General features: G+C 66.2%; 26 protein-coding genes and 2 tRNA genes. 17 read left to right on the top strand and 11 right to left on the bottom strand.

The genetic code is table 11. The features are described from left to right. Nucleotides 1-15: 15 nt before the first annotated feature. A complete protein-coding gene (locus NZL82_RS02390; RefSeq protein WP_261268166.1) occupies nt 16-2,781 on the bottom strand; it encodes a TonB-dependent receptor in 2,766 nt (921 codons plus the stop codon). Nucleotides 2,782-2,986: 205 nt separating this feature from the next. Here NZL82_RS02390 and NZL82_RS02385 point away from each other — a divergent pair, with 205 nt between their 5' ends. After that, nucleotides 2,987-4,018: a LacI family DNA-binding transcriptional regulator gene (locus tag NZL82_RS02385; protein WP_261268165.1), complete on the top strand. Its 1,032-nt coding sequence runs from the start codon at nt 2,987-2,989 to the stop codon at nt 4,016-4,018. Nucleotides 4,019-4,054: 36 nt separating this feature from the next. After that, the gene (locus NZL82_RS02380) at nt 4,055-5,536 is read left to right on the top strand and encodes an MFS transporter (RefSeq protein WP_261268164.1); all 1,482 of its coding nucleotides are present in this window, start codon (nt 4,055-4,057) and stop codon (nt 5,534-5,536) included. Between the two features lie 15 nt (nt 5,537-5,551). Here the strand turns inward: NZL82_RS02380 and NZL82_RS02375 are convergent, their stop codons facing one another. The 5 genes from NZL82_RS02375 to NZL82_RS02355 form a co-directional block, all read right to left on the bottom strand. Then, entirely contained in the window at nt 5,552-6,847 is a 1,296-nt protein-coding gene (locus NZL82_RS02375; protein WP_261268237.1) for a HAMP domain-containing sensor histidine kinase, read from the bottom strand. Between the two features lie 67 nt (nt 6,848-6,914). Beyond that, nucleotides 6,915-7,634, bottom strand: a complete 720-nt coding sequence (locus tag NZL82_RS02370; RefSeq protein WP_261268163.1) for a response regulator — start codon at nt 7,632-7,634, stop codon at nt 6,915-6,917. 78 nt (nt 7,635-7,712) lie between these two features. After that, entirely contained in the window at nt 7,713-8,216 is a 504-nt protein-coding gene (locus NZL82_RS02365; RefSeq protein WP_261268162.1) for an EF-hand domain-containing protein, read from the bottom strand. A gap of 130 nt (nt 8,217-8,346) precedes the next feature. Then, complete coding sequence (locus tag NZL82_RS02360) at nt 8,347-9,588, bottom strand: TetR/AcrR family transcriptional regulator (RefSeq protein WP_261268161.1); 1,242 nt, start codon at nt 9,586-9,588, stop codon at nt 8,347-8,349. A gap of 282 nt (nt 9,589-9,870) precedes the next feature. Next, entirely contained in the window at nt 9,871-10,770 is a 900-nt protein-coding gene (locus tag NZL82_RS02355) for an acyl-CoA thioesterase II (protein WP_261268160.1), read from the bottom strand. 122 nt (nt 10,771-10,892) lie between these two features. On the opposite strand from NZL82_RS02355, the gene NZL82_RS02350 reads away from it, so the two are divergent. From NZL82_RS02350 to NZL82_RS02335, 4 genes are all read left to right on the top strand, one after another. Continuing rightward, nucleotides 10,893-11,069: a hypothetical protein gene (locus tag NZL82_RS02350; RefSeq protein WP_261268159.1), complete on the top strand. Its 177-nt coding sequence runs from the start codon at nt 10,893-10,895 to the stop codon at nt 11,067-11,069. Nucleotides 11,070-11,168: 99 nt separating this feature from the next. Then, entirely contained in the window at nt 11,169-12,389 is a 1,221-nt protein-coding gene (locus NZL82_RS02345) for an AI-2E family transporter (protein ID WP_405051334.1), read from the top strand. 58 nt (nt 12,390-12,447) lie between these two features. Next, nucleotides 12,448-12,524 (top strand) — tRNA-Asp (locus tag NZL82_RS02340). Between the two features lie 80 nt (nt 12,525-12,604). Next, a tRNA-Asp gene (locus tag NZL82_RS02335) sits at nt 12,605-12,681 on the top strand. 170 nt (nt 12,682-12,851) lie between these two features. Here NZL82_RS02335 and NZL82_RS02330 read toward each other — a convergent pair. The 4 genes from NZL82_RS02330 to NZL82_RS02315 form a co-directional block, all read right to left on the bottom strand. Then, nucleotides 12,852-13,055 (bottom strand): DUF2842 domain-containing protein, encoded by a 204-nt coding sequence (locus NZL82_RS02330; RefSeq protein ID WP_261268158.1) that lies wholly within the window; start codon nt 13,053-13,055, stop codon nt 12,852-12,854. Further along, nucleotides 13,052-13,585: a 5-formyltetrahydrofolate cyclo-ligase gene (locus tag NZL82_RS02325; RefSeq protein ID WP_261268157.1), complete on the bottom strand. Its 534-nt coding sequence runs from the start codon at nt 13,583-13,585 to the stop codon at nt 13,052-13,054. The genes NZL82_RS02330 and NZL82_RS02325 overlap by 4 nt, the downstream gene beginning before the upstream one ends. Before the next feature lie 201 nt (nt 13,586-13,786). Beyond that, a complete protein-coding gene (locus NZL82_RS02320; RefSeq protein WP_261268156.1) occupies nt 13,787-14,104 on the bottom strand; it encodes a cell division protein ZapA in 318 nt (105 codons plus the stop codon). Next, complete coding sequence (locus NZL82_RS02315) at nt 14,104-14,301, bottom strand: hypothetical protein (RefSeq protein ID WP_261268155.1); 198 nt, start codon at nt 14,299-14,301, stop codon at nt 14,104-14,106. Before NZL82_RS02315 ends, NZL82_RS02320 begins: the two co-directional genes overlap by 1 nt. A gap of 197 nt (nt 14,302-14,498) precedes the next feature. Between NZL82_RS02315 and gap the strand changes: the two genes are divergently transcribed. The 3 genes from gap to NZL82_RS02300 are packed head-to-tail and all read left to right on the top strand — an operon-like array spanning nt 14,499 to nt 17,181. Next, on the top strand, nt 14,499-15,509 hold the full coding sequence (gene gap / locus NZL82_RS02310) for a type I glyceraldehyde-3-phosphate dehydrogenase (RefSeq protein ID WP_261268154.1): 1,011 nt from the start codon (nt 14,499-14,501) through the stop codon (nt 15,507-15,509). Then, a complete protein-coding gene (locus tag NZL82_RS02305; protein WP_261268153.1) occupies nt 15,509-15,985 on the top strand; it encodes an MOSC domain-containing protein in 477 nt (158 codons plus the stop codon). The genes gap and NZL82_RS02305 overlap by 1 nt, the downstream gene beginning before the upstream one ends. Beyond that, entirely contained in the window at nt 15,982-17,181 is a 1,200-nt protein-coding gene (locus NZL82_RS02300; RefSeq protein ID WP_261268152.1) for a phosphoglycerate kinase, read from the top strand. Before NZL82_RS02305 ends, NZL82_RS02300 begins: the two co-directional genes overlap by 4 nt. A 151-nt stretch (nt 17,182-17,332) precedes the next feature. On the opposite strand, the gene NZL82_RS02295 is transcribed toward NZL82_RS02300, so the two are convergent. Next, a complete protein-coding gene (locus tag NZL82_RS02295) occupies nt 17,333-17,851 on the bottom strand; it encodes a TlpA family protein disulfide reductase (RefSeq protein ID WP_405051333.1) in 519 nt (172 codons plus the stop codon). Between the two features lie 120 nt (nt 17,852-17,971). Between NZL82_RS02295 and NZL82_RS02290 the strand changes: the two genes are divergently transcribed. From NZL82_RS02290 to NZL82_RS02255, 8 genes are all read left to right on the top strand, one after another. After that, nucleotides 17,972-18,202: a ribbon-helix-helix domain-containing protein gene (locus NZL82_RS02290; RefSeq protein WP_261268151.1), complete on the top strand. Its 231-nt coding sequence runs from the start codon at nt 17,972-17,974 to the stop codon at nt 18,200-18,202. Beyond that, nucleotides 18,199-18,525: a type II toxin-antitoxin system PemK/MazF family toxin gene (locus NZL82_RS02285; RefSeq protein ID WP_261268150.1), complete on the top strand. Its 327-nt coding sequence runs from the start codon at nt 18,199-18,201 to the stop codon at nt 18,523-18,525. The genes NZL82_RS02290 and NZL82_RS02285 overlap by 4 nt, the downstream gene beginning before the upstream one ends. Before the next feature lie 32 nt (nt 18,526-18,557). Further along, a complete protein-coding gene (locus NZL82_RS02280) occupies nt 18,558-19,466 on the top strand; it encodes a class I fructose-bisphosphate aldolase (protein WP_261268149.1) in 909 nt (302 codons plus the stop codon). A 101-nt stretch (nt 19,467-19,567) separates the two neighbouring features. Beyond that, nucleotides 19,568-20,251, top strand: coding sequence for a thiamine phosphate synthase (thiE, locus tag NZL82_RS02275; protein WP_261268148.1), 684 nt, complete (start codon nt 19,568-19,570; stop codon nt 20,249-20,251). 89 nt (nt 20,252-20,340) lie between these two features. Continuing rightward, nucleotides 20,341-20,466, top strand: coding sequence for a hypothetical protein (locus tag NZL82_RS02270; protein WP_261268147.1), 126 nt, complete (start codon nt 20,341-20,343; stop codon nt 20,464-20,466). 44 nt (nt 20,467-20,510) lie between these two features. Further along, nucleotides 20,511-21,074 carry a M23 family metallopeptidase gene (locus NZL82_RS02265; protein ID WP_261268146.1) on the top strand — a complete coding sequence of 188 codons (564 nt, stop codon included), beginning with the start codon at nt 20,511-20,513 and terminating at the stop codon, nt 21,072-21,074. Between the two features lie 73 nt (nt 21,075-21,147). After that, nucleotides 21,148-21,711: an elongation factor P gene (efp, locus tag NZL82_RS02260; protein WP_007403968.1), complete on the top strand. Its 564-nt coding sequence runs from the start codon at nt 21,148-21,150 to the stop codon at nt 21,709-21,711. A 127-nt stretch (nt 21,712-21,838) separates the two neighbouring features. Continuing rightward, nucleotides 21,839-22,651, top strand: a complete 813-nt coding sequence (locus tag NZL82_RS02255) for an inositol monophosphatase family protein (RefSeq protein ID WP_261268145.1) — start codon at nt 21,839-21,841, stop codon at nt 22,649-22,651. The last annotated feature ends 15 nt before the right edge of the window (nt 22,652-22,666 follow it).

Raw genomic sequence — 22,666 nt, 5'->3', positions numbered from 1 at the left:
GCGGGGTTCGGGGCATCAGAAGCGATAGGTAAACCCGGCCAGGAACCGGCGACCATAGCTCTGATAGTCGATCACCTGATCGCGCTGTCCGCCATTGGTGGTGACGAACGGCGTGTCGGTCAGGTTCTGGCCCTGCAGGAACAGCGACAGGCCCTTGAACGTCCCCTCCTGGAAGTCATAGCCGATCTGCCCGTCGACGATCGTCTCGTCGATGGCGCGGCGGCGGACGCGGTTGGCGCCGAAGCCCGACAACTCACCCACGAAGGTCGAGCGGTAGCGGACCGACCCACGGATATTCAGGCCCCATTTCTCGAAAAAGGCGGTGCCGTTCGCTACCCAGCGCGAATAGCCGGGAATGTCCTCGGGCTCGCCGCCCGGGGTCGGCACGATCTCCGTCTTGGTATAGGAGCCGCCGCCCGTCAGGCCGAAGCCGTCGAGGAAGCTGGCCACCTGACCCAGCGGCAAGGTGCCCGCCAGTTCGACGCCATAGATGGTGCCGCCCGTGCCGTTGATCGGCCGGGTGATGCGCCCTTGCGTCGGCGTACCGACGGGCACGGCGGCGGGCAGGGGGAGGCCGGCATAGTTGTAGGGCTGCTCAAGATTGTAAACGAAGCTCTTGAGATCCTTGTAGAAGCCCTGTGCCGCCAGATAGCCGCGCGTGCCGAAATACTTCTCGACCGTCACGTCGAACGAGTTGGAACGGATCGGGCGGAGATAGGGATTGCCGCCATTGCCCGAGATGATCCCCTGCGCCGCGTCGAAGCCATAGGACAGGGCGACGCGCATATCGTCGAAGCGCGGCCGCATCATCTGGCGCGCGGCGGCAACGCGGAACACCCAGTCGCTGGGCAAACGGAGCGACAGGTTGGCGCTGGGCAGGATGTCCCAGTAATCGTCGCCCTGGACAATGTTGGTATAGCCCGAGCCGTTATAGATCAGGCCGCGCGACTTCTGCTCGGTCCCGACCGCCTGCACGCCGATATTGCCGGTCAGCTCCGCTGCGCCGATCTGCGCGCGCAGGTCGGTCTGGAGATAGGCGGTCATCAGATGCTCGGTCGTGGTGTACGCCTTGGCGGGCACATCCGCGCTGGTATTGGGGGTCAGCGTGTAGACCCCGCCCGCCAACAGCGCACGCGGATCATAGCTGAGCATCGGTCCCAGACCCAGATAGGTCAGGTCGGTCGGCGTCTGGCGATATTGCTGGGGCAGCGGCGCGATGGTCGCCCCGTTCGGCAGCGTGACGAAGGATTCGTTGGGCGCCAGCGATTTGCTGTGGTCGGTATAGTTCAGGCCGAAGCGGATGGCGTGGATGATCGGCGTTTCGACCTCGCGTTCGATCTCGACCCGGTATTGCTTGATCTCATCGGTGATCTTGCGGTCGTTGAAATAGCCCGCCTGCCGCGTCGTGCCGCCCCAACCCAGCGGATCGGTCAGCTGGATCAGATTGGGGTCGGAATAGTTCAGCGTCGGCTTGAACACCGTGCCGTTGCGTCCGGTGGTGAAGCCGATCGTATCGGTCGCGCCATTGCCCTGGCCGTATCCGGTGCCGCTATAGGTTTCCAGCGTCACCTCGTCGCGATCGGTGCGCGAATAGCTGAGGTCGATGAACGCGCTCCAGCCGTCATCGCCCTTATACTTGCCGTTATAGCCGAAGGAATAGAGCTTGGCGGTACGCTGGAACGAGTCGTTGCGGACCACGCCCTCGACATTGTTGAACGTGCCCGAGGTGACGAGGCCGTTGCTGACGGTCGGATTGGTCAGCGTCGTGCCGCTGCCCCAGGCCAGCGGCAGTTCGATGCCGCGCTTGATCTGATCGTCGTTGAAGTCGGAATAAAAGCCGTCGAGCGTGCTGGTGAAGGTGTCGCTCATTTTCCACTGGAGCGTGCCCGAAAGGCCCAGGCGCTTCAGCGTGGTCGAGGTGACATAGGATTTGGAGCCGCCGATGACATTGGCCGAGGCGCCGTTCACCGTGACCGGCGCATAGCCCCAGGCATTGCCTTCCTGAATCTGGTACGGCTCGTTCAGATAGCTGGCGGACAGCGCCACGCCGATCGTGTCGTCGGCGAACTGGTCGACATAGGTGGCCGAGGCGCGATAGCCGAAGTCCTTCGACCCGGCATTGAGCTTGCCGATATCGGCGTAGGTGCCGCGCGCGCCGACCGAGAAGACGCGCTTGCCATAGTCGAGCGGGCGGATGGTCTTCAGGTCGACCGTGCCGGACAGGCCCTGGCCGATCAGCCCGGCATTGGCGGTCTTGTAGATCAGGACCTGGTTGACGACTTCGGCGGGGTACTGGTCATATTCGACCGCGCGATTGTCGCCGGTCGAGGTCTGCTCGCGGCCGTTGAGCAGGGTGGTCGAGAAATCGGGCGCGAAGCCGCGGATCGAGATGGCGTTGGAGCGGCCATTGACCCGCTGCGACGTGACGCCGGGCAGGCGGGCGATCGACTCCGCGATCGAGGCGTCGGGCAGCTTGCCGATATCTTCCGCCGAGACGGACTCGACGACGAGGTCGCGGTTCTTCTTCTCGGCGACGGCGTTTTCCAGCGCGGCGCGAAAGCCGGTGACGACGATGTCGCCCGAGCCCGCACCATCCTGCGCCTGCGGATCGGCGGCGGCCCCGTCATTGGGATTGGCGGCGGTGGTGCTGGCGGCCGCGTCGGGCAGCGTGGTCGAGGCCTGCGCGAATGCGGGTGCGGCGATGACCATGGCCAACGTGCTGACGCCGAGCTTCAGGAAAGAGCGCGCGGCATCGGCCGGCGCCACAAGGCGAACCGTCATGAAATCCCCTCCAGGAAACCCCGTCTCTGTTCGACGAACGGGTATGGTTGTTGCCCCTCCTGTGAAATCGATGACGGAGAAAGCCAACAAAGCCGCATACGTATTCAATGCGGCCATATCGGCCTGTTGCATTATTACGACAGGGCTCGCGCTTAACCCGGATGGACAAAGCCGGTATGCGGGGGGCGAGGAGGATGCCCTGATCTTGGTCGGCCAGCGAAAGCCCACATCGTTCGATATCGCGCAACTGGCGGGCGTTTCGCAGCCGACGGTCAGCCGTGCGCTGCGCGGCAGCCCCTCGGTCAGCGCCGCCACGCGTGCCCGGATCGAGGCGATCGCCAAGACGCTGAACTATACGGTCGATCGTGCCGCCTCCAATCTGCGCAGCGGGCAGACGCGGACGCTGGCGCTGCTGCTGTTCCGCGATCCTTCGCCGGGGCAGACGCTGATCAATCCCTTTTTCCTCGGCATGTTGGGCTCGATCATGGAGAGCTGTGCAGAGGTCGGTTACGACCTGCTCGTCTCGTTCCAGAATGGCGAGAGCGACTGGCAGGCCGAATATGAGGACAGCCACCGCGCCGACGGGCTGATCCTGCTCGGCTATGGCGACTATGCCGATTATCGCGAGCTGCTTGAGCAATTGGTCGCGCGGGGCACCCATTTCGTGCGCTGGGGCTCGGTCGCGCCGGGGCAGCCGGGGCTGACCATTGGCTGCGACAATCATGCGGGCGCGCTGGCGGCGACGCGGCATCTGGTGGCGCAAGGTCGCAAGCGGATCGCGTTTCTGGGCGATGCGACCGATCATTATCCCGAATTTCATGACCGCTATCGCGGCTATCGCGATGCGCTGGCCGAGGCCGATCTGGTCTGCGATCCCGGTTTGCAGGTCGGCGCAATCTCCAGCGAGGAAGAGGGCGAGCGGGCCGCGCGGCAATTGCTGGCGCGGGGCCACGCGTTCGACGGGATCATGGCGGCCAGCGACCTGATCGCGCTGGCGGCGATGCGGGTGCTGGCGGAGGCGGGATTGCGCGTGCCGGGCGATGTCTCGGTGGTGGGCTTCGACGATATTCCGGCGGCCAGCTTCGCGCATCCGCCGCTGACCACGGTGGTGCAGGACGCCGCGGCCGCCGGGCGGTTGCTGGTCCGCGCGCTACTCGCGGAAATTGCGGGCAAACCGCGCACCGCGATGCTGTTGCCCGCCACGCTGGTCGTACGCGGATCGAGCGTGCGGCCGTAACGACGACAATAATAATCAGAACGACGAGGAGGGGTTATGGAAAAGCCGCGTCAGGGCTTTCGGGGGCTGTGGAACACCTCCTTCGGCTTTTTCGGGATACAGATCGGCTTCGCGCTGCAGAACGCCAATGTCAGCCGCATCTTCCAGTCGCTGGGGACGGCGGAGAAGGACCTGGCGTTCCTGTGGATCGCCGCGCCGCTGACCGGGCTGCTCGTCCAGCCGGTGATCGGCCATTATAGCGACCGGACTTGGGGACGTTTCGGGCGGCGGCGGCCCTATTTTCTGGCGGGCGCGGTGCTGGCGACGCTGGCGCTGCTGGGCATGCCCAATGCGGGCGGGCTGGTCGCGGCGGCGATGCTGCTATGGCTGCTCGACGCTTCGCTCAACGTCTCGATGGAGCCGTTCCGCGCCTTTGTCGGCGATATGCTACCCAGCCGCCAGCGGACGGCGGGCTATGCCTTCCAGACCGGGTTCATCGGCGCAGGCGCGGTGCTGGGGTCGCTGGCGCCGATGGTGCTGACCGATGTCTTCCATGTCGCCAATGTCGCGGCACCGGGGGAGGTGCCGCCTTCTGTTCGCTATGGTTTCTATATCGGCGCGGCGGCGCTGTTCCTAGCGGTGCTGTGGACGGTGCTGACCACGCGCGAATATTCGCCCGAGCAGATCGCCGCCTTTGCCGATCGCGACGAAGGGCAGGCGACGCGGAGCGATGCCGTCCCCTCGGACCGGATCGGTGCTGCGCCTTTATGGATCCTCGCGGGCGTGGCGATCAGCGTGGCAGTAAGCGCGTTCGGGCTGGACAAGCCGGTCTATCTGCTCGGCGGCGGTCTGATCGCATTCGGGCTGGCGCAAATCGTCAGCGCGGCACTCGTCCGGGGTGGGCGGGGCGGCAATGCGCTCAGCCAGATTCTCGCCGATCTCGCCGCCATGCCCGCGACGATGAAGCGACTGGCGCTGGTCCAGTTCTTCACCTGGTCGGCGCTGTTCATCATGTGGATCTACACCACGCCGATCGTCGCGGCGCGGGTGTTCCATACCAGCGACCCGAGCAGCGCGGCGTTCAACGAGGGTGCGAACTGGGTGGGCGTGCTCTTCGCGGTCTATAGCGGGGTAGCGACGCTCTGGGCCTTCGCCTTGCCGCCGCTGGCTCGGGCTGTCGGGCGACGCAATACCCATGTTCTGGGGCTGCTATGCGGCGCGGCGGGGTTCGCCTCGTTCCTGTTCATCGACGATGCTTGGCTGCTGATCGGTTCGATGGTGCTGGTCGGCATCGCCTGGGCCTCGATCCTGACCATGCCCTATGCCATGCTGTCGGCGGCGCTGCCGGCCGAAAAGCTCGGTATTTACATGGGTTTGTTCAATATCTTTATCGTCCTGCCGCAACTGATCGTGTCATCGATCATGGGTGCGGTCGTCGGCCGTTTCTTCCCCGACAATCTGGTTTGGGCGATGGCGATTGCGGCGGCGGTGATGGGGCTGGCGGCGCTTGCCATGCTGCGGGTGGCGCGAGACGCCTGATCAGCGGGGGCCTGATCAACGGGGGAGGGTGATCGTCGCAGCCAGACCACCCTCGGCCCGGTTGGCGAGGCGAACGTCGCCTCCCGCCTCTCGCACGATCGAACGGGCGAGCGCCAGACCCAGCCCGATCCCGCCTGTATCGCGATTGCGCGAGTTTTCCAGGCGGATGAAGGGATCGAACACCGTCTCCAACTGATCGGGCGAAATGCCGGGGCCCTGATCGGCGACGATGATCGCGATATGATCGGCTTGGGCATCGATGCGGACATCGGCGGCATGGCCATATTTGACGGCATTCTCGATCAGGTTGCGCACCGCCCGCCGCATCAGCGACGGACGCAGCTTCAGCCGCAGACGCCCGCCCTCCTCGAAAGTCACATCCTGTCCCAGATCGTGAAAGTCCGCGACCACCGCATCGACCAGCGCGTTCAGGTCGACATCGGTCTCCGCCTCGCTGGGCCGCCCGACGCGGGCGAGCGACAGGATGTCCTCCAGCGTCTTGTTCATCTCGGCGATGGTGTCCGCCATGCGCAGCCGGTCCTGCTCGTCCTCGACCGATTCGATGCGGACGCGCAGCGCGGCGAGCGGCGTGCGCAGGTCATGGCCGATCGCGCCCAGCATCCGGTCCTTTTCCTCCAGCATCGCGCCGATCCGCAGGCGCAGCGCGTTGAACGCGGCGATCAGGCCCGACACGTCGAGCGGCCCCTGTTCGGGGATGGGTTCGCCCGGTTCGCGCGGGTCGAAGCGCTCCGCCGCACGGGTCAGGTCGCGCAACGGGCGGGAGATGCGCCGTCCGATCCACAACACCGGCAATAGGATGACGCCGTAGAGGATCAGCGTCTGCGCGATCAGTCGCCAGACCAGGTAAAGACCATCGCGCGGCCAGAAGGATCGCGTCACCAGCCAGCTACCGTCCTTTCGCTGGACGGCGATCAACAGCTCCTCGGCCGGTATACGCCGCCGGTCGAACTTGCGGCGTGGCCAGTCGAAATCCTCCGGCTTGAAAGGGCGGACGCCGGTGACGACACGGACGACCGGATGCCCGGATTCGGACAGCCCCTCGCGGATCAGCGTCTCCACCTCGGGCACGCGCGGCAACCGGGGGTGGATCGGATTGTTGAGTGACGCCCGCACGCGGCCACGATCGGGGGACAAGGCCTTGCCACTCGCCGCACGCTCGATCGCGTCGTTCAGCCGGGCGATGGCGGGCCCGGATGTCTGTTCGAGCAACAGGCTGCGCCGCTCGCGCAGCAGCAGCGTGAAGCTGATCGCCTGCGCCACGAACAAGGCGATGGCGAGCAGCAGTGCCATCTGCGCGGCCAGCCGACGCGGCCAGAAACGCAGCGTCACGGGGTCGGTCTCATGGACTTGCTCGGCCTCACAGCCGGGTGACCTCCGCGGCGAGCGTATAGCCGCCGCCCCAGACCGTCTTGATGATCTCGGGCGATTTGGGGTCCGCCTCGATCTTGCGGCGCAGACGGCTGACCTGATTGTCGATCGCCCGGTCGAAGGCGGCGGCCTCGCGCCCCTGGGTCAGGTCGAGCAACTGGTCGCGGGTCAGGACCTGGCGCGGGCGGCTGACCAGCGCGAGGAGGAGGTTATATTCGCCGGTCGACAGCATCACCGATACGCCTTCCCGATCGACCAGCGACCGCTCGCCCGATTTCAGCACCCAGCCTGCAAAGGCATAGGAACCGCTATCGGGCGCATGGAGCCGCGCGCCGCCGGCCTGGGTCCGACGCAGCACGACCTTGGCCCGGGTCGCCAGTTCGCGCGGCGAAAAGGGCTTCACGACATAATCGTCCGCGCCCATTTCCAGCCCGACGATGCGATCGGTCTCCTCGGCCCGCGCGGTCAGGAGGATGACGGGCACCTCGCTGGTCGCCGCGATATGGCGGCACAGCGACAGGCCGTCCTCTCCCGGCATCATGATGTCGAGGATGACGAGGTCGATCGCATAGGCGGCCAGCCGGGTACGGGCCGAGGCGGCATCTCCCGCCTGGGTCACGCGGAACCCCTGTTTGGTCAGATAGACGGCGAGCGGCTCGCGGATCGAACGCTCGTCATCGACGAGCAGCAGGTGCGGCGTGTCGGACATGGGGGAAGGGTCTAGCATGGCAGGCGAGCCTCGCAAGCGGGGCGGCCGGTGGGAGGGCCGGTCGCCCCGCCTGTCGGCTCAGTCGTCCTGCGAGGCAGGCTGAGCGCCGGGGGCCATGTCGCCATGATGGCGGCGGCCTCCGAACCGGGGGGCGGCGGCGCGTTCGGCCGCGTCGATACGGCCGTCATGATTGGTGTCGAGACGGTCGAACATTGCGACGGCGCGGGCGCGGAAGGCCTCGGCCGTGATCGGCTGGGGCGCGGGGCGCTCAGGACGGCCCGCCCGGTCGGGACGGTCGCCATCGGGGCGGCGCTGCTGCCACTCGGCGCGACGCTGATCGCGATAGGCCCGCATCTCGTCCGGAGTGACGGTGCCGTCGTGATTGGCATCCATCGCGGCAAAGCGCTGGTCGGCGGCGGCGATGGCGGCGGCGCGGGTGATGTTGCCCGATGCATCGGGGCGCAGTCCCATCATGCCGCCCATATGGCCGCGCGGCGGGGGTGGGGGCGCATCCGTCTGCGCCTGGGCGGCTGTGGCGGTCAGCAACGTGGCGAGGGAAAGGCCGATCAGGGTCTTTCGCATGGTGGCATGTCCTTTGCGAAGGGAAGGGGAAACGCCCTTCCGGTCGATGCCCCTTTTCGCGGATCGCTGTCGCCCGATCATGTCGGCGGTGCGGTCCAATTGTCGCAAATTGTGCGGGCTTTACACCCGGTCAGGTCAGGAAGCGGTCGTCGAACATGCCATAGAGGATGGTCGAGGCGTACAGCGCGATGGCATGGGGCCGCTCCATCGTGCCCGCCCATTTGCGCATGTCGAACGCGGCGTTCTGGATCGCCATCAACGCCTGCGCCGCGATCAGGGCATCGACCGCGCGCATCGATCCTTCCGCCACGCCGTCCATGATCGTGCCCGCATAGCGCCGGGCGATCCGGTTGGAGCGTTCGACCATCGCGGCGCGTACATCGCCCGGCAGGCTGGCGAGCGCGGTGGTGCGCAGCAGCGGCCCCCGCTCGGCGAACTGCACGTCGAGCAGCGTCGCGATGGCGCTGGACAGCCGGTGCCAGTGACTGCCCCCCGCCGCATCGGCAAGCTGCTGCGCGGCGGTGATCGTGTCGAAGCTGCGTCGGTAACAGGCCGCGACCAGATCGTCCTTCGCGTCGAGATGGTGGTAGAAGCTGCCCTTGGTGACGTTCAGTTCGCTGGCGATCCGCTGCACGCTCGCCCCGCGATAGCCGAGCTGGTTGATCAGCCGGGTCGCCGCCAGTAGAAACGCCTCGCGCCCCGGCTCGGTCCGCTGGGCCATCCGCTCGTCCAGGTCGAGCATGGCGGGAGACCAGGTCGATCCCTGGGCCGCGATGCCATGGGTCAACACGTCGAGCAGCCGTTCCTCGACACGCGGGAACTGGTCCAGTTCGTACCGGACCAGCCAAATCGGCAGCCAGAAGGTGTTTTCCAACAGGACATGGGCGCGCGCGCCGTACAGGTCGGTCTGCGCGCGGCTGGCCGCGGGGCCCCATAGGCTCCGGGTCGCGCGGAACACCTTTTGCCAGCCCGCCATCAACCGGCCGCGGATCGGCTCCTCCATGGCGCGCAGGTCGGACAGCACGGCAAAAGGCGCTTCCTCGCCGCGTTCGATCCGGGCGAGCCGTTCCATGTTGATCGCCAGATAGCGTGCGACGCGGGCCTGCGGCGTCGGGGCCTTGGCGGCTTGCCCCAGCATGTCGAGCAGTCGGTCCAGCGTATGTTCGAACGCCGCCGCCGCCAGCTCGTCCTTGCGGCGGAAATAATAGGTGACGCTGGTGGTGTTCAGCCCCACACGCTGCGCGACATCGGCAAAGGTCATGCCCTTGGCCGACTGCTCGTTGATCGCCTGCGCCGCCGCCGCCAGAATGGCGTCCCGCTTTTGCTTATAGCGCTCGGTGCTCTGCCCTTCGTCGACGGACGTCGCCGTCATTCCCGCCACCCTCTCGATACCCGTCCGTCGCATGCTCCATCGGCGAGGGACCGGCAGAGCTTAAAGCGAAAAGCGCCCCCGGTCATCGCCCTTTTGCGACATTCGGATCCGGTGCGGCCCATTGCCCCTGCGCAATCCAATTCGGGGTATGGCCGGACTGGAGTCGATTGCGCCTTGGATCGCGTCACCGTCGTTACGAAGGTCGACAAACCCCATTTCTTCCTTTGCCCCGGAGGAGGGGATGAGCGCCGTCGACCGGACGGCATGCAAGTTGCTGCGCGGTTAATCGCCGGTCTTGGGCGAGCGGAGGCGGATCAATCCTTCCTGCGCGACGCTGGCGACCAATCGGCCGTCGGCCGCAAAGATGCGTCCGCGGTTGAACCCACGCGCATGCCCCGCCCAAGGGCTGTCGGTCGTGTAGAGCAGCCATTCGTCCGCACGGAACGGTTCGTGCAGCCACAGCGCGTGATCGAGGCTGGCCGTCTGCATGTCGTCGATCAGCCAGTGGACGCCGTGCGGCAGGGTCGAGGTGCCCAGCAGCGCGAAGTCGCTGGCATAGGCCAGGATCGCCCGGTGCAGTGTCGGATCGTCGCTGATCGGGGCGACCACCCGGAACCAGATCGACTGACGGGGGGCTCGCGGCTCGGGCTGGAGCAATTGGCGCGGGTCGACGGGGCGGAGTTCGATCGGGCGAGGACGCGACAGAAAGGCGCGAAGCGGGGCGGGTATCCGGTCCCCGAGTTCATCAAGCAACGCCGCTTCGGGCGTCAAGGTGTCGGGCGCGGGCACATCGGGCATCGCGTCCTGATGATGCAGCCCGTCCTCCGGCGTCTGGAAGGAACAGGCCATGTTGAGGATCGGCTTGCCCTTCTGCATCGCGATCACGCGCCGCGTCGCAAAGCTGCGCCCCTCGAAATCGCGCTCCACGCGGTAGATGATCGGATAGCGCTCGTCGCCCGGCCGCATGAAATAGGCATGGAGCGAATGGGCGGTGCGCGGGGCATCCGTCGAACGCTGCGCCGCCTGAAGCGCCTGCGCGATCACCTGCCCCCCGAACACCCGCCCTTCGCCACCGGGGCGGCGAGCGCCGCGGTACAGGTCGGTATCGATCTCCTCGACATCCAGAAGCGCGACCAGGCCCTGGGCGAGCCTTTCGGGGGAGGGGGGCGTTCGATGATCCATCCGGCGGTGATGGTTATCCTTGACGTAAACGTCAACCGCTCATGCCTCTTGCCGAAAAGATACTTTGACGGTCGCGGGCGCGCGGTTACACAGTCCCCGACGATCGGATCCGGGAGTTGGTGATGGACGCATTGAACGAAGATGGGGCGTCGGAGCGCGCGGAGCTGCACTTTTTGGCGGCGTTGACCGAGGAACTGATGCGTCATTTGATGGAGGCGGGCGTGCTGACCCGCACACAGCTTCAGTCCATCGAAAATGCGGTGGCGGAGCGGACCGGCGGGATCCCCCGCGCCTGGTAAGCCCCTGCGCATCGGCCATGATGCCCCACATGACACAAACGTCATCTCGCTTGGGCGTTAGCGGCTTTTCTGGAAGGGGAAAGCCGCTAACGTGACGTCATGAGTGACGTTCACGATGACGCGACCGCCAAGGGCCCGATCGCCGGCGATTCGATCCTGGGAACCCCCGCAGGCATGGGCTCGCGCGAGGCGATGCGGATCGCGATGCGTCGTGATCGCCTGCTTGCCGGGCTGACCTTGACCGCGGGGGCGGGGTTCACGCTGGCACTGCCCTTCGCGTTGAAGGAAGGGGCGGAATTCTTCCTGCCGCTGACCACCGCACTGGTCATCGCGATCGCGCTCGTCCCCATTCTCGAATGGCTGGAGCGGCGGCGGGTGCCGTCGCCGCTGGCCGCGCTGATGTGCGTCCTGCTGTTCCTGATCGTCGCCAATATCGCGCTTGCGGCGATCATCGTGCCCGCGACCGACTTCTTCCGCCTGCTGCCCAGCCGGATCGGGCGCATCCAGGACAATCTGGCGCCGCTGCTCGACCTCTATTCCAATCTCGAGCGCTATGTGAACAAGGCGCTGCGGCAGGTCGCCTCGACCCCGATCCGCCAGCCCCAGACCAGCGCGGTATCGCCGCCCAGTTCGATCCTAGAGCTTGCCGCGACCTCGGCCCCGACGCTGATCGTCCAGTTCCTGTTCGGCGTCCTCGTCGTCTTCTTCGTCCTGTCAGGCTGGACGCGGATGCGGCGCGAGACGATTCGCGGGCGGACCAGCTTCGACGGCGCGATGGCAACCGCGCGGGTGATTCAGGACGTGGTGGACGATGTGTCGGCCTATCTGGGCACCATCACCATTATCAACCTCGCACTGGGCGGCGCGGTGGCGGGCGCCTTGTCGCTGTTCGGCATGCCCTATCCCCTGATGTGGGGCGGTATCGTCGCGCTGCTCAACTACATCCCCTATTTCGGACCGGTAATCGGTGCGCTGTTGCTGGCGGTCGGGGGGCTGATGACGTTCAGCGACATCTGGGTCGCGCTGGCGCCGCCCGCGATCATGTATGGCATGCATCTGGTCGAGGCGAATCTGATCACCCCGCTGGTCGTCGGGCATCGCCTGACCATCAGCCCGATCCTGATCCTGGTCTCGCTCAGCTTCTGGGGATGGGTGTGGGGAACGGCAGGGGCATTGCTGGCCGTGCCGCTGCTGATCATCCTGCAGACCGTGCTCAAGGCGGCGGGCAAGCCCGATATTGCGGGCTTCCTGTTCGAGCACGGCACGCTGACCTATCTCGACCGCGACAGCGACCCGGAAGACGTTCCGCAAGAAAGTTGAAAATGAGGCGTTGACAGGTTCGGGAGGCTCGCCTAGTTGGCGCGCCTCGACGCTTTCAGCGGGTGTAGCTCAGTTGGTTAGAGCGCCGGCCTGTCACGCCGGAGGTCGCGGGTTCGAGCCCCGTCACTCGCGCCATTCCCTCACCGGAATGGCTGAAAATGTCGAAATCCCCGAAAGGGCCGATGCTAATCTGGTTAGCGTCATATGGCTTTCAAGCGGGTGTAGCTCAGTTGGTTAGAGCGCCGGCCTGTCACGCCGGAGGTCGCGGGTTCGAGCCCCGTCACTCGCGCCATCCTTCGGGATGGCGTTTTTGTTTTCAGCCTGCATATTTGGCGATGGCTCGTGGCCTTTTGGCCAGCGATGGGGCATGGCCTTCGACTTCGCTCAGGCTGAGCGGAGTCTGGGACCAGCCATGCCAAAGCAGCCGTTCAGCCCGAGCGCACTCGAAGGCCCAGGGAAAAGCTAACCTCGGCCCCCCTCCATCCAACGCAGCAGCGGCTTCATCGGCGTGATCCAGACGATCCCGGCGACGATATAAAAGGCCAGTTGCAGCACCCAATGCCACTGGCCGACCACCGCCGACAGGCTGGCGACCAGCATCGCCCAGACGATGATGATCGCGACGATCAGCAGCATTCCGGCGGGTTTACGCCAACTGGGGGTCATGGGACGATCCATTCCGACTCTGTCGCGATGGCGTGCAGCGGCACGTCCCAGGGATCGGGCGTCAGCGCATCGACCTCCTGCACGCTCCACGCGATGCCGACCCTCCAGGCACCCGGATGGGCGGCGAAGGCGCGATCATAATGGCCGGCGCCCTGGCCTAGCCGGTTGCCACGCCGATCGAACCCGACCAGCGGCGTCAGGATGATGTCGGGGGCGCATTCCGGGGCATCAGGGGAGGGCTGGTGAAGGCCGAAGGCGCCGACGCTCAAATCCTCCCCGTCCGCCCATCGCAGGAAGCGGATCGGGCTGTCCCGGTCGGTCACATGTGGAAGAGCGATCGTCGCTCCGGCATGCAGCGCCGCCTCGACCCACAGCGCCGGGTCCGCCTCCGCCCCCAGGGGGCGATAGGCCGCGACGATCTGATGGGGGAGAATGCGGTCCAGAAATGGCCGCGCCACCGGCAGCAGGCCGGGGCCGTGCGCATCGCGTATCGCCCGCATCCGGGCGCGGAGGGCGCGTTTGTCGGTCATGTCGAAAAGGGGCGGGTGGCGGGACCGCCATGGCCGTTTGCCGTAATATCCACTGACGCCCAATACGTCAGGTGGGGACCATGTACGTCGGACCAGGATCCGGGCAGGGACAGCCCCCTTGGATGAAGAATAGCCTCAGGGATTATCGTGGCTCGTACCGGGCAGAGCCCGCCGCCGACCCATGTAGTCGCTGGCGACGCGTTACTCAAGGGCGTCCCCGCGTCCTTCGGGATCCAGCGCATCGGCCAGCCCTTCCAACCGTTCGGCAATGCGGGCGAGGGCGGCCTCGCTGACGGCGGCGCCGGCGGGGGGGCGGCGCTCCGCCTCTTCCAGCGCGTCGGCCAGCATCAGCGCGACGAACAGCAGCGCGCGCTCGCCATTATGGCCCCCCGACGCGCGCAGTGCCGCCGGCCAGCGCTGGTCGAGCATCTGGCCCAGCATATGGACACGCGCCTCGCCGCCGTCCTGGCAATAGACGGTGTGGGGACGGTCGCCGATCATGATCGTGACTTCGGCCATCAGGCGGCGCTCCCCCGGCTGATCACGTCGTCGAGTGCGGACACGGCGTCGGCCATGCGCGCCTTGAGGGCGGCGTGGCGGCGGGCAAGGGCATCCTCCTTGGCCGCGCGCGTACGGATCGCCTGTTCGATGCGGGCGATCGCGCGGTCGATCCGCTCGACGGAGGAGAGGACATCGTCGGCAATGGGTTCGGGCATAAGAGCGGCTTAGCAGGATGGCTTGACGCGGCAACCCGCAATTGGACGATCGGAGGTCGCCGGGCGGTTGACAGCGAACCCATCGGCTCCGAAAGGCGTGGCGTGAACGATGGAATCGCGGGATGTGCCCGTTTTCACCATCCAACCGGGGGCGGTGCCGTCCAGGCAGTGCCCGTATGAGACAGGAGCTTGCTGGCATGACGGTCAAGGTTGCAATCAATGGTTTCGGCCGCATCGGTCGACTGGTCGCGCGCGCCATCCTGGAGCGTGGTAGCGACGCCCTGGAACTCGTCGCGATCAACGATCTCGCCGACGCCAAGTCCAACGCCTGGCTTTTCAGCCGCGACAGCGTCCATGGCCGCTATCCGGGTGAAGTGTCGGCCGACGGCAACGACATCGTGATCGACGGCAAGCGCATCCGCGTCACCGCCGAGCGCGATCCGGTGAACCTGCCGCACAAGGAACTGGGCGTCGACCTGGTCCTGGAGTGCACCGGCTTCTTCACCGACAAGGCGTCGTGCGAGAAGCATATCGCGGCGGGCGCGAAGAAGGTGCTGATCTCGGCCCCCGGCAAGAATGTCGACCTGACCGTCGTCTACGGCGTCAACCATGACAAGCTGACCGCCGACCACACCATCGTCTCGAACGCTTCGTGCACCACCAACTGCCTGGCGCCGGTCGCCAAGGTGCTGAACGATGCGATCGGGATCGAGCGTGGCCTGATGACGACGGTCCACGCCTATACCAACGACCAGAAGATCCTCGACCAGATCCACCCCGATCTGCGTCGCGCCCGCGCCGCCGCCATGTCGATGATCCCGACCACCACGGGCGCGGCCCGCGCGGTGGGTGAGGTTCTGCCGGAACTGAAGGGCAAGCTGGACGGCTCGGCCATCCGCGTGCCGGTGCCCGACGTCAGCCTGGTCGACCTGACCTTCACCCCGGCGCGCGACACGACGAAGGAAGAGGTCAACGCGATTCTGAAGGCGGCGTCGGAAGACGGTCCGCTCAAGGGCGTGCTGGTCTTCTCGGACGAGCCGCTGGTGTCGATCGACCTGATGCACTCGCCGCAGTCCTCGACCGTCGACAGCCTGGAGACGGCGGTGATCGACGGCAAGCTGGTGCGCGTTGTGTCGTGGTACGACAATGAATGGGGCTTCTCGAACCGCATGGTCGACACCGCGACCGCGATGGCGAAGTTCCTCTAATGACCGACGGGCGGGCGATGACCGGGCGTCTGGCCGGCATCGCCCGCCATGCCGTGCCGAAGGGGCCGATGGAGGTGATCGACACCGCCATCGTCACCCTGTCGGGCGGCATCGAAGGCGATTGTCGCGGCCGGGTGAAGCCCGGCGGGCGCGGGCGGCGGCAGGTGACGTTGATGGAGCGCATCGACTGGGACGCCGCGCTCGCCGCCATCGATCGCGATCTGCCGTGGCAGGAGCGCCGCGCGAACCTGTTGGTCGAGGATTTCGACCTTCCCCAAATTCCGGGCACCCGGTTGCGTATCGGGCCCGTCCTTCTGGAAATCACCATGGAATGCGATCCGTGCCACCGCATGGACGCGATCGCCGACGGATTGCAGACGGCCCTCAAGCCCGACTGGCGCGGTGGCGTATGCACCCGCGTGATCGAGGGCGGCACGATCCGCATCGGCGATAACATCAGGATCGAGGAATCATGACCAAGGCCTTCAAGACGCTCGACGATATGGGCGATGTCCAGGGCAAGCGCGTGCTGGTCCGCGAGGATCTGAACGTCCCGATGGCCGATGGCCGAGTCACCGACGACACCCGCCTGCGCGCGACGATCGCGACCGTGACCGAACTGGCCGATAAGGGCGCGATCGTCCTGGTTCTCGCCCATTTCGGCCGCCCCAAGGGGCAGCGTAACCCCGACTATTCGTTGGCGATGCTGACCCAGCCCTATAGCGACGTGCTGGGTCGTCCGGTTCGCTTCATCGACGATGTGGTGGGCGAGGCGGCGGAAGCGGCGGTCGCGACGCTGAACCCCGGCGATATCGCGATCCTGGAAAACACCCGCTTCCATGCCGGTGAGGAAAAGAACGACCCCGAACTGGCGGCGCGGATCGCCAGGCTGGGCGACTTCTACGTCAACGACGCCTTTTCGGCGGCGCACCGCGCCCACGTCTCGACCGAGGGTCTGGCGCGTCAGCTTCCGGCGTTCGCGGGACGCGCGATGGAGGCCGAACTCGACGCACTGGAAAAGGCGCTGGGCAATCCGCAGCATCCGGTCGCGGCGGTGGTCGGCGGGGCCAAGGTCTCGACCAAGCTCGCCGTGCTCAAGCATCTGGTCGGCAAGGTCGACCACCTCATCATCGGCGGCGGCATGGCCAACACCTTCCTCGCCGCGCGCGGGGTCGATGTGGGCAAGTCGCTGTGCGAGCATGACCTGACCGGCACCGCCGAGGAGATCCTCGACGCCGCCGACAAGGCGGGCTGCACCGTCCACCTGCCTTATGACGTGGTGGTCGCCAAGGAGTTCAAGCCGAACCCCGCGACGCGCACCGTCAACGTGCACGAGGTCGCCGCCGACGAGATGATCCTCGACCTCGGCCCCAATGCGGTCGAGGCGCTGGGCGATGTGCTCAAGAATTGCCGCACGCTCGTCTGGAACGGCCCGCTCGGCGCGTTCGAGACGCCGCCCTTCGACATGGCGACCGTCGCGCTCGCCAAGACGGCGGCGGCGCTGACCCAGGACGGCAGCCTCGTCTCGGTCGCGGGCGGTGGCGACACCGTCGCCGCGCTCAATCAGGCGGGCGTGGGGGCGCAGTTCAGCTTCGTCTCGACCGCGGGCGGCGCGTTCCTCGAATGGATGGAAGGTCAGGACCTGCCGGGCGTCGCCGCGCTGATCGCGTAACTGCAATTCTCCCCTGCAAGGGGAGGTAGCAGGCCGAACGCCTGACGGAGGGGTGTCACCATCGGCGAGGGTGGACTTTCCCGGTAAACGGGGACACCCCTCCACCAGCTTCGCTGGTCCTCTCCCCTTGCAGGGGAGGAAGATTAAAGGGCTACGACCCCGTCGCCGCCGGCGACGGGGTTTCTTTTAGAAGCGGCACCAGCAACTGGTTGAGGTCGCTCAGTCCGAACGCGGCGGCCTTGGCGTAACGGACCCGCCCGCTGCAATCGATGATGTAATTGGTCGGCACCGCGCCCAGCGTGGCATAGGGCCCCTTGATCCGCCGCGCCGATGGCATCCTCATCGCGGCGAACAACGGCTTCAGCTTGTAAAGCGGCAGCGAATCCTCGGTCGCGATCGCAAAAACCTTCAGGCCATGCGGCGCCTGGATGCGATAATATTGGTCGAGCAGCGGCAGTTCCGCCCGACACGGCCCACACCATGTCGCCCAGAAGTTCAGCACCACCACCTGTCCGCGCAGATCCGCCAGCCGGACATGGCTGCCGTCGATCAGCGTCAGGTCGAAATCGGGTGCCATTTCGCCGACCTGGGGTGCGGATTTGGCGAAGACCGGGGACGCGGCGGGCGTCACGGCCAGCATGGCGGCCAGCACCCAGCGAAATCCGTTCATCCCGATCTTCCCCCCAATCTGCCCCGCATCAGAATGATCCCGAGCACTTTGTGCCGTCAAGGGCGCTTGATCCGACTTGTCGGACTTGCTACGTTGAACGTGTTAAACGAAGGAGTGGCGATGCTCGGCGTCCGTCTCGACACCGAATTGGAAGAACGGCTGGCGGCCGTGGCGCGGACGCAGGGCCGCAGCAAGAGCGACATCGCGCGCGAAGCGGTGCGGCGCTATGTCGACCTGCATGACGAGGCGTATCGCCGCGAGGCCCGTCGCCAGTCGACCCGCGCGTCGAAGCGCGACACGCCGGAGGATTTCGCCTTCTGGAACGCGCTGGCGCAGGAGGTGGAGGCGTGAAGATTTCGCACGCCGCCATCGTGCTCGCGACGACGGGAGAAGGGGGCGATCACCGCCCGTTTCTGGTCGTTCAGTCCGACCTTTACAACGAAACCCACAACACGATCACCGTCTGTCCGATGACCTCGGTCGTGGGGGGCGAGGCGCTGTTCCGCGTCGCCTTTTCCCCGCGCGAGCATACCGGCCTGACCGTCGAGTGCGAAGTGCAGGTCGACAAGATCCTGTCCATCCCGCGCAATCATATCGTCAAACTGCTCGGCCATGCCTCGCCCACCCGGATGGAGCAGGTCGATCAGGCCCTGCGCCGCTGGCTGATGCTCTGATCTATTCCCCGAACCCAATCTGGAGAGAATCGATGACCCCGACCGTGAAGGCCATTCTCGACAAATATGAAGCCACGCCCGCGGCCGTGAAGGCCAATCTGGCGCGCATCCTGATGCAGGGACGGCTGGGGGGCACCGGCAAGCTGATCATTCTGCCGGTCGACCAGGGTTTCGAGCATGGCCCGGCGCGCAGCTTTGCGATCAACCCGCCCGCCTATGACCCGCACTACCATTTCCAACTGGCGATCGACGCCGGGCTGTCGGCCTATGCCGCGCCGCTGGGGATGCTGGAGGCCGGGGCGGACACGTTCGCGGGCCAGATTCCGACCATCCTGAAGATCAACAGCTCGAACAGTTGGGGCACTTCGATCACGCAAGCCGTGACGGGCAGCGTGCAGGACGCGGTGCGGCTGGGCTGCGCGGCGATCGGCTTTACCATCTATCCCGGCTCGGACGGCATTTTCGACGCGATGGACCAGATCGCGATCCTGTCGGCCGAAGCGCGCGAGGCGGGTCTGGCCACCGTCATCTGGAGCTATCCGCGCGGCGGCAAGCTGACCAAGGACGGTGAACTGGCACTCGATGTCGGGGCCTATGCCGCGCACATGGCGGCGCAACTCGGCGCGCATATCATCAAGGTAAAGCTGCCCACCGCCCATATCGAACAGGCCGAGGCAAAGTCCGCCTATGAAGGCACCGATTGGTCCAATCAGGCCGACCGCGTGCGCCATGTCGTCGAGTCGAGCTTTGCGGGCCGTCGCATCGTCGTCTTCTCGGGCGGTGCGGCGAAGGGGGCTGACGCCGTCTATCAGGATGCGCGCGACATTCGCGACGGCGGCGGCAACGGCTCGATCATCGGCCGCAATACCTTCCAGCGCCCGCGCGACGAGGCGCTGGCGATGCTCGACAAGCTGGTCGCGATCTACAAGAACGAAGAATAAGTTCTTGGCAGGTTTGGGCGTTCCGGTTGGGGAACCGGGACGCCCATTCCCTCCGTTCGTCACAGGTGACGGCGGGGGCGACAGGCGCTAGGGAGAGCGCCATGACGCTTGATGATGATCCCCTGGGCCCGCTCGATCCCAATTTTGCCGCGGCCTTCACCCGCGATGTGCGGCGGCCCCCTTGCCAGCTTTACCTGATCTCGCCGCTCGACGTGACCGGCGGTTTCGCCGACCGTCTCGCACGCGCGCTCGACGCCGGCCCGGTCGCGGCCTTTCAGTTCCGCGTGAAGGATGTGGATCAGCATAGCGCCGCCAAGCTGGCCGAACCGCTTCAGCGCATTTGTGCCGATCGCGAGGTGGCGTTCATCGTCAATGACAGCATCAGCCTCGCCAAGCGGCTGGGTGCGGATGGGGTGCATCTTGGCCAGGAGGATGGCGACGCGCGGGAAGCCCGCGATGTGCTGGGCCCCTCAGTCCAGATCGGCGTGACCTGCCATGACAGTCGCCATTTGGCGATGGAGGCGGGCGAGGCCGGAGCGGACTATGTCGCCTTCGGGGCCTTTTACCAGACCACGACCAAGGAAACGAAGCATCGCCCCGAACCGGTGGTGCTGTCCTGGTGGTCCGCGCTGTTCGAGCTGCCCTGCGTCGCGATCGGCGGGATTACGCCCGCCAATGCGGCGCCGTTGGTCAAGGCGGGGGCGGATTTCCTCGCCGTATCGGGCGCGGTGTGGAACGGCGACGAAGCGGCGGCGATCAAGGCCTTTGACGAGGTCTTGCGCTGACGTCCGAGGCGTCATCCGTTGCGCAACGGAAACAAGCGGCCATGGCCTGCGTTTACTTCGGGATCGATCCACTGACCTGAGGAGCGGGCGTGAAGAGACTGGCAATCGCGATGGGCGGCGGCGTGTTGATGGCGTTGGTCGCGGTTGCAACCCACCCGTCGCCCGCCCCGGCGGCGCAGGCATCCTCCGACGGCCCGGCGACCCTAGCACGATGAGGCGTGGCGGGGGCAGGGGGCCGCTGTCGCGTTTTGGCTGGGTGATGCTGGCCCTGATCGTGATCGGGGTCGGTGGCTTTATGTCGATGCTGTCCTTCGGTTCGGGCGACGTGGTCGTACCCGAGGTCGCAGCGCCCGAAAAACAGGCGGCGGCGGGAAGCGCGGCGGCGCTCGCCATGCCGATCGCCGATTATCCCGTGGCCTCGTTGCGTCAGGACTGGGGCGACCCGCGCGAGGGTGGGGCGCGGAAGCATCAAGGGCTGGATCTGATGGCCCCTGCGGGCACTCCGGTCGTCGCCGCCTTGCCGGGAACGATCGAGAAGCTGTTCGACAGCGACCGTGGCGGTCACACCCTCTATATCCGCTCGCTCGATCGCCGCTGGAGCCTCTATTATGCGCATCTGCAAGGCTATGCGGCGGACATCGCCGAGGGGCAGCGTGTGCGGCAGGGGCAGGTCGTCGGCTATGTCGGGGACAGCGGCAATGCGGGGGCGGGCAACACCCATCTGCATTTCGGAGTGAGCTGGATGCGCGCCGGCGATGCGTGGTACCAGGGGGAGCCGGTCGATCCCTATCCGCTGCTTGCCGGAAAGACCGCTTCGAGCTAAAGCGGCCGACACGGACCGCCGGGCTGCGTTTTCGCCCCGGCATCCTTCGCTCTTTCCAGCAGGTTGAAGACCCATGAAGATCAGCGGCGTGGACATTCGTCCCGGCAACATCATCGAGTATGAAGGCGGCATCTGGCGCGCCGTGAAGATTCAGCACACCCAGCCCGGCAAGGGCGGTGCGTATATGCAGGTCGAGATGAAGAACCTCATCGACGGCCGCAAGACGAACGTCCGCTTTCGCTCCGCCGAGACGGTCGAGCGCGTCCGTCTGGACACCAAGGACTTCCAGTTCCTGTTCGCCGAGGGTGACGACCTGACCTTCATGGACAAGGAAAGCTATGAGCAGATCACGCTGCCGCGCGACCTGCTGGGCGATGCCGCCGCGTTCCTGCAGGATGGCATGGATGTCGTGATGGAACTGCACGAAGAGAAGCCGATCTCGGTCCAGCTTCCCGACCAGATCGAAGCGACGATCGTCGAGGCCGACGCCGTGGTGAAGGGGCAGACCGCCTCCTCGTCGTACAAGCCCGCCATCCTCGACAATGGCGTCCGCGTGATGGTGCCGCCGCACATCGCCAGCGGCACGCGTATCGTCGTCGACGTGTACGAACAGACCTACGTCCGCCGCGCGGACTAATCGGTATCGGTGGATGACCGGCGCGGCTTGAGCGCGACCCCGTCATCCGCCGTCCCGGCCCGTCGTTCGCGGCGGGCCTTTTCACTTGCAGCGCCCGAGATGCAGCGGCGCGACCGAAAGGACGATCATGGCCTCGCACTCCGGGCTTCTCACCATCATGGAACGCGCCGCGCGCAAGGCCGCCCCGCGTCTCCGCCGCGACTTCAACGAGGTCCAGCACCTCCAGGTCAGCCGCAAGGGCCCTGCCGACTTCGTGTCGATGGCCGACAAGCGCGCCGAGGAAACCGTCTTCGAAGAGCTGAAGAAGGCGCGCCCCGATTGGAACTTCCTGATGGAAGAGGGCGGCGAGGTCAAAGGCGATCCGTCCAAGCCGCGCTTCATCATCGATCCGCTCGACGGCACCTCGAATTTCCTGCACGGCATCCCGCATTTCGCCATCTCGATCGCGGTCGAGGAGCCGCTGGCAAACGGCAAGCGTGAGGTCACGACGGGCCTGATCTATCAGCCGCTGACCGATGAGAGCTTCTGGGCCGAGAAGGGCCGGGGCGCGTGGTTGCAGGACGGTCGCCTGCGCGTGTCGTCGCGCCGCGATCTGTCCGAGGCCCTGATCTCCACCGGCATCCCGTTCCTGGGGCATGGCGATTTCGTCCAGTGGAGCCGCATTTTCGGTGCGATCGCGCCGCAGGTCGCCGGCATCCGCCGCTTCGGCTCAGCCGCGCTCGACCTCGCCTGGGTTGCTGCGGGCCGTTATGACGGTTTCTGGGAATCGGGCCTGAAGCCCTGGGACGCGGCGGCTGGCATGCTGCTGGTGCGAGAAGCGGGCGGTTTCGTCAGCGACTTCCGGGGCAGCGACAAGTCGCTCGAACGTGGCGAGTATCTGGCGGCCAATGAGGGGCTGCATTCCAAGCTCCACAAGCTTCTGGCGAACGCGCTGCGTTGACAAACGAAGGGATTT

The sequence above is a fragment of the Sphingomonas sp. LC-1 genome (assembly GCF_025371035.1).
Taxonomy (GTDB): Bacteria; Pseudomonadota; Alphaproteobacteria; order Sphingomonadales; family Sphingomonadaceae; genus Sphingomonas; species Sphingomonas sanguinis_E.
Note: the sequence above shows the minus strand (reverse complement) of the source record. Positions and strands in the feature narration are given on the sequence as shown.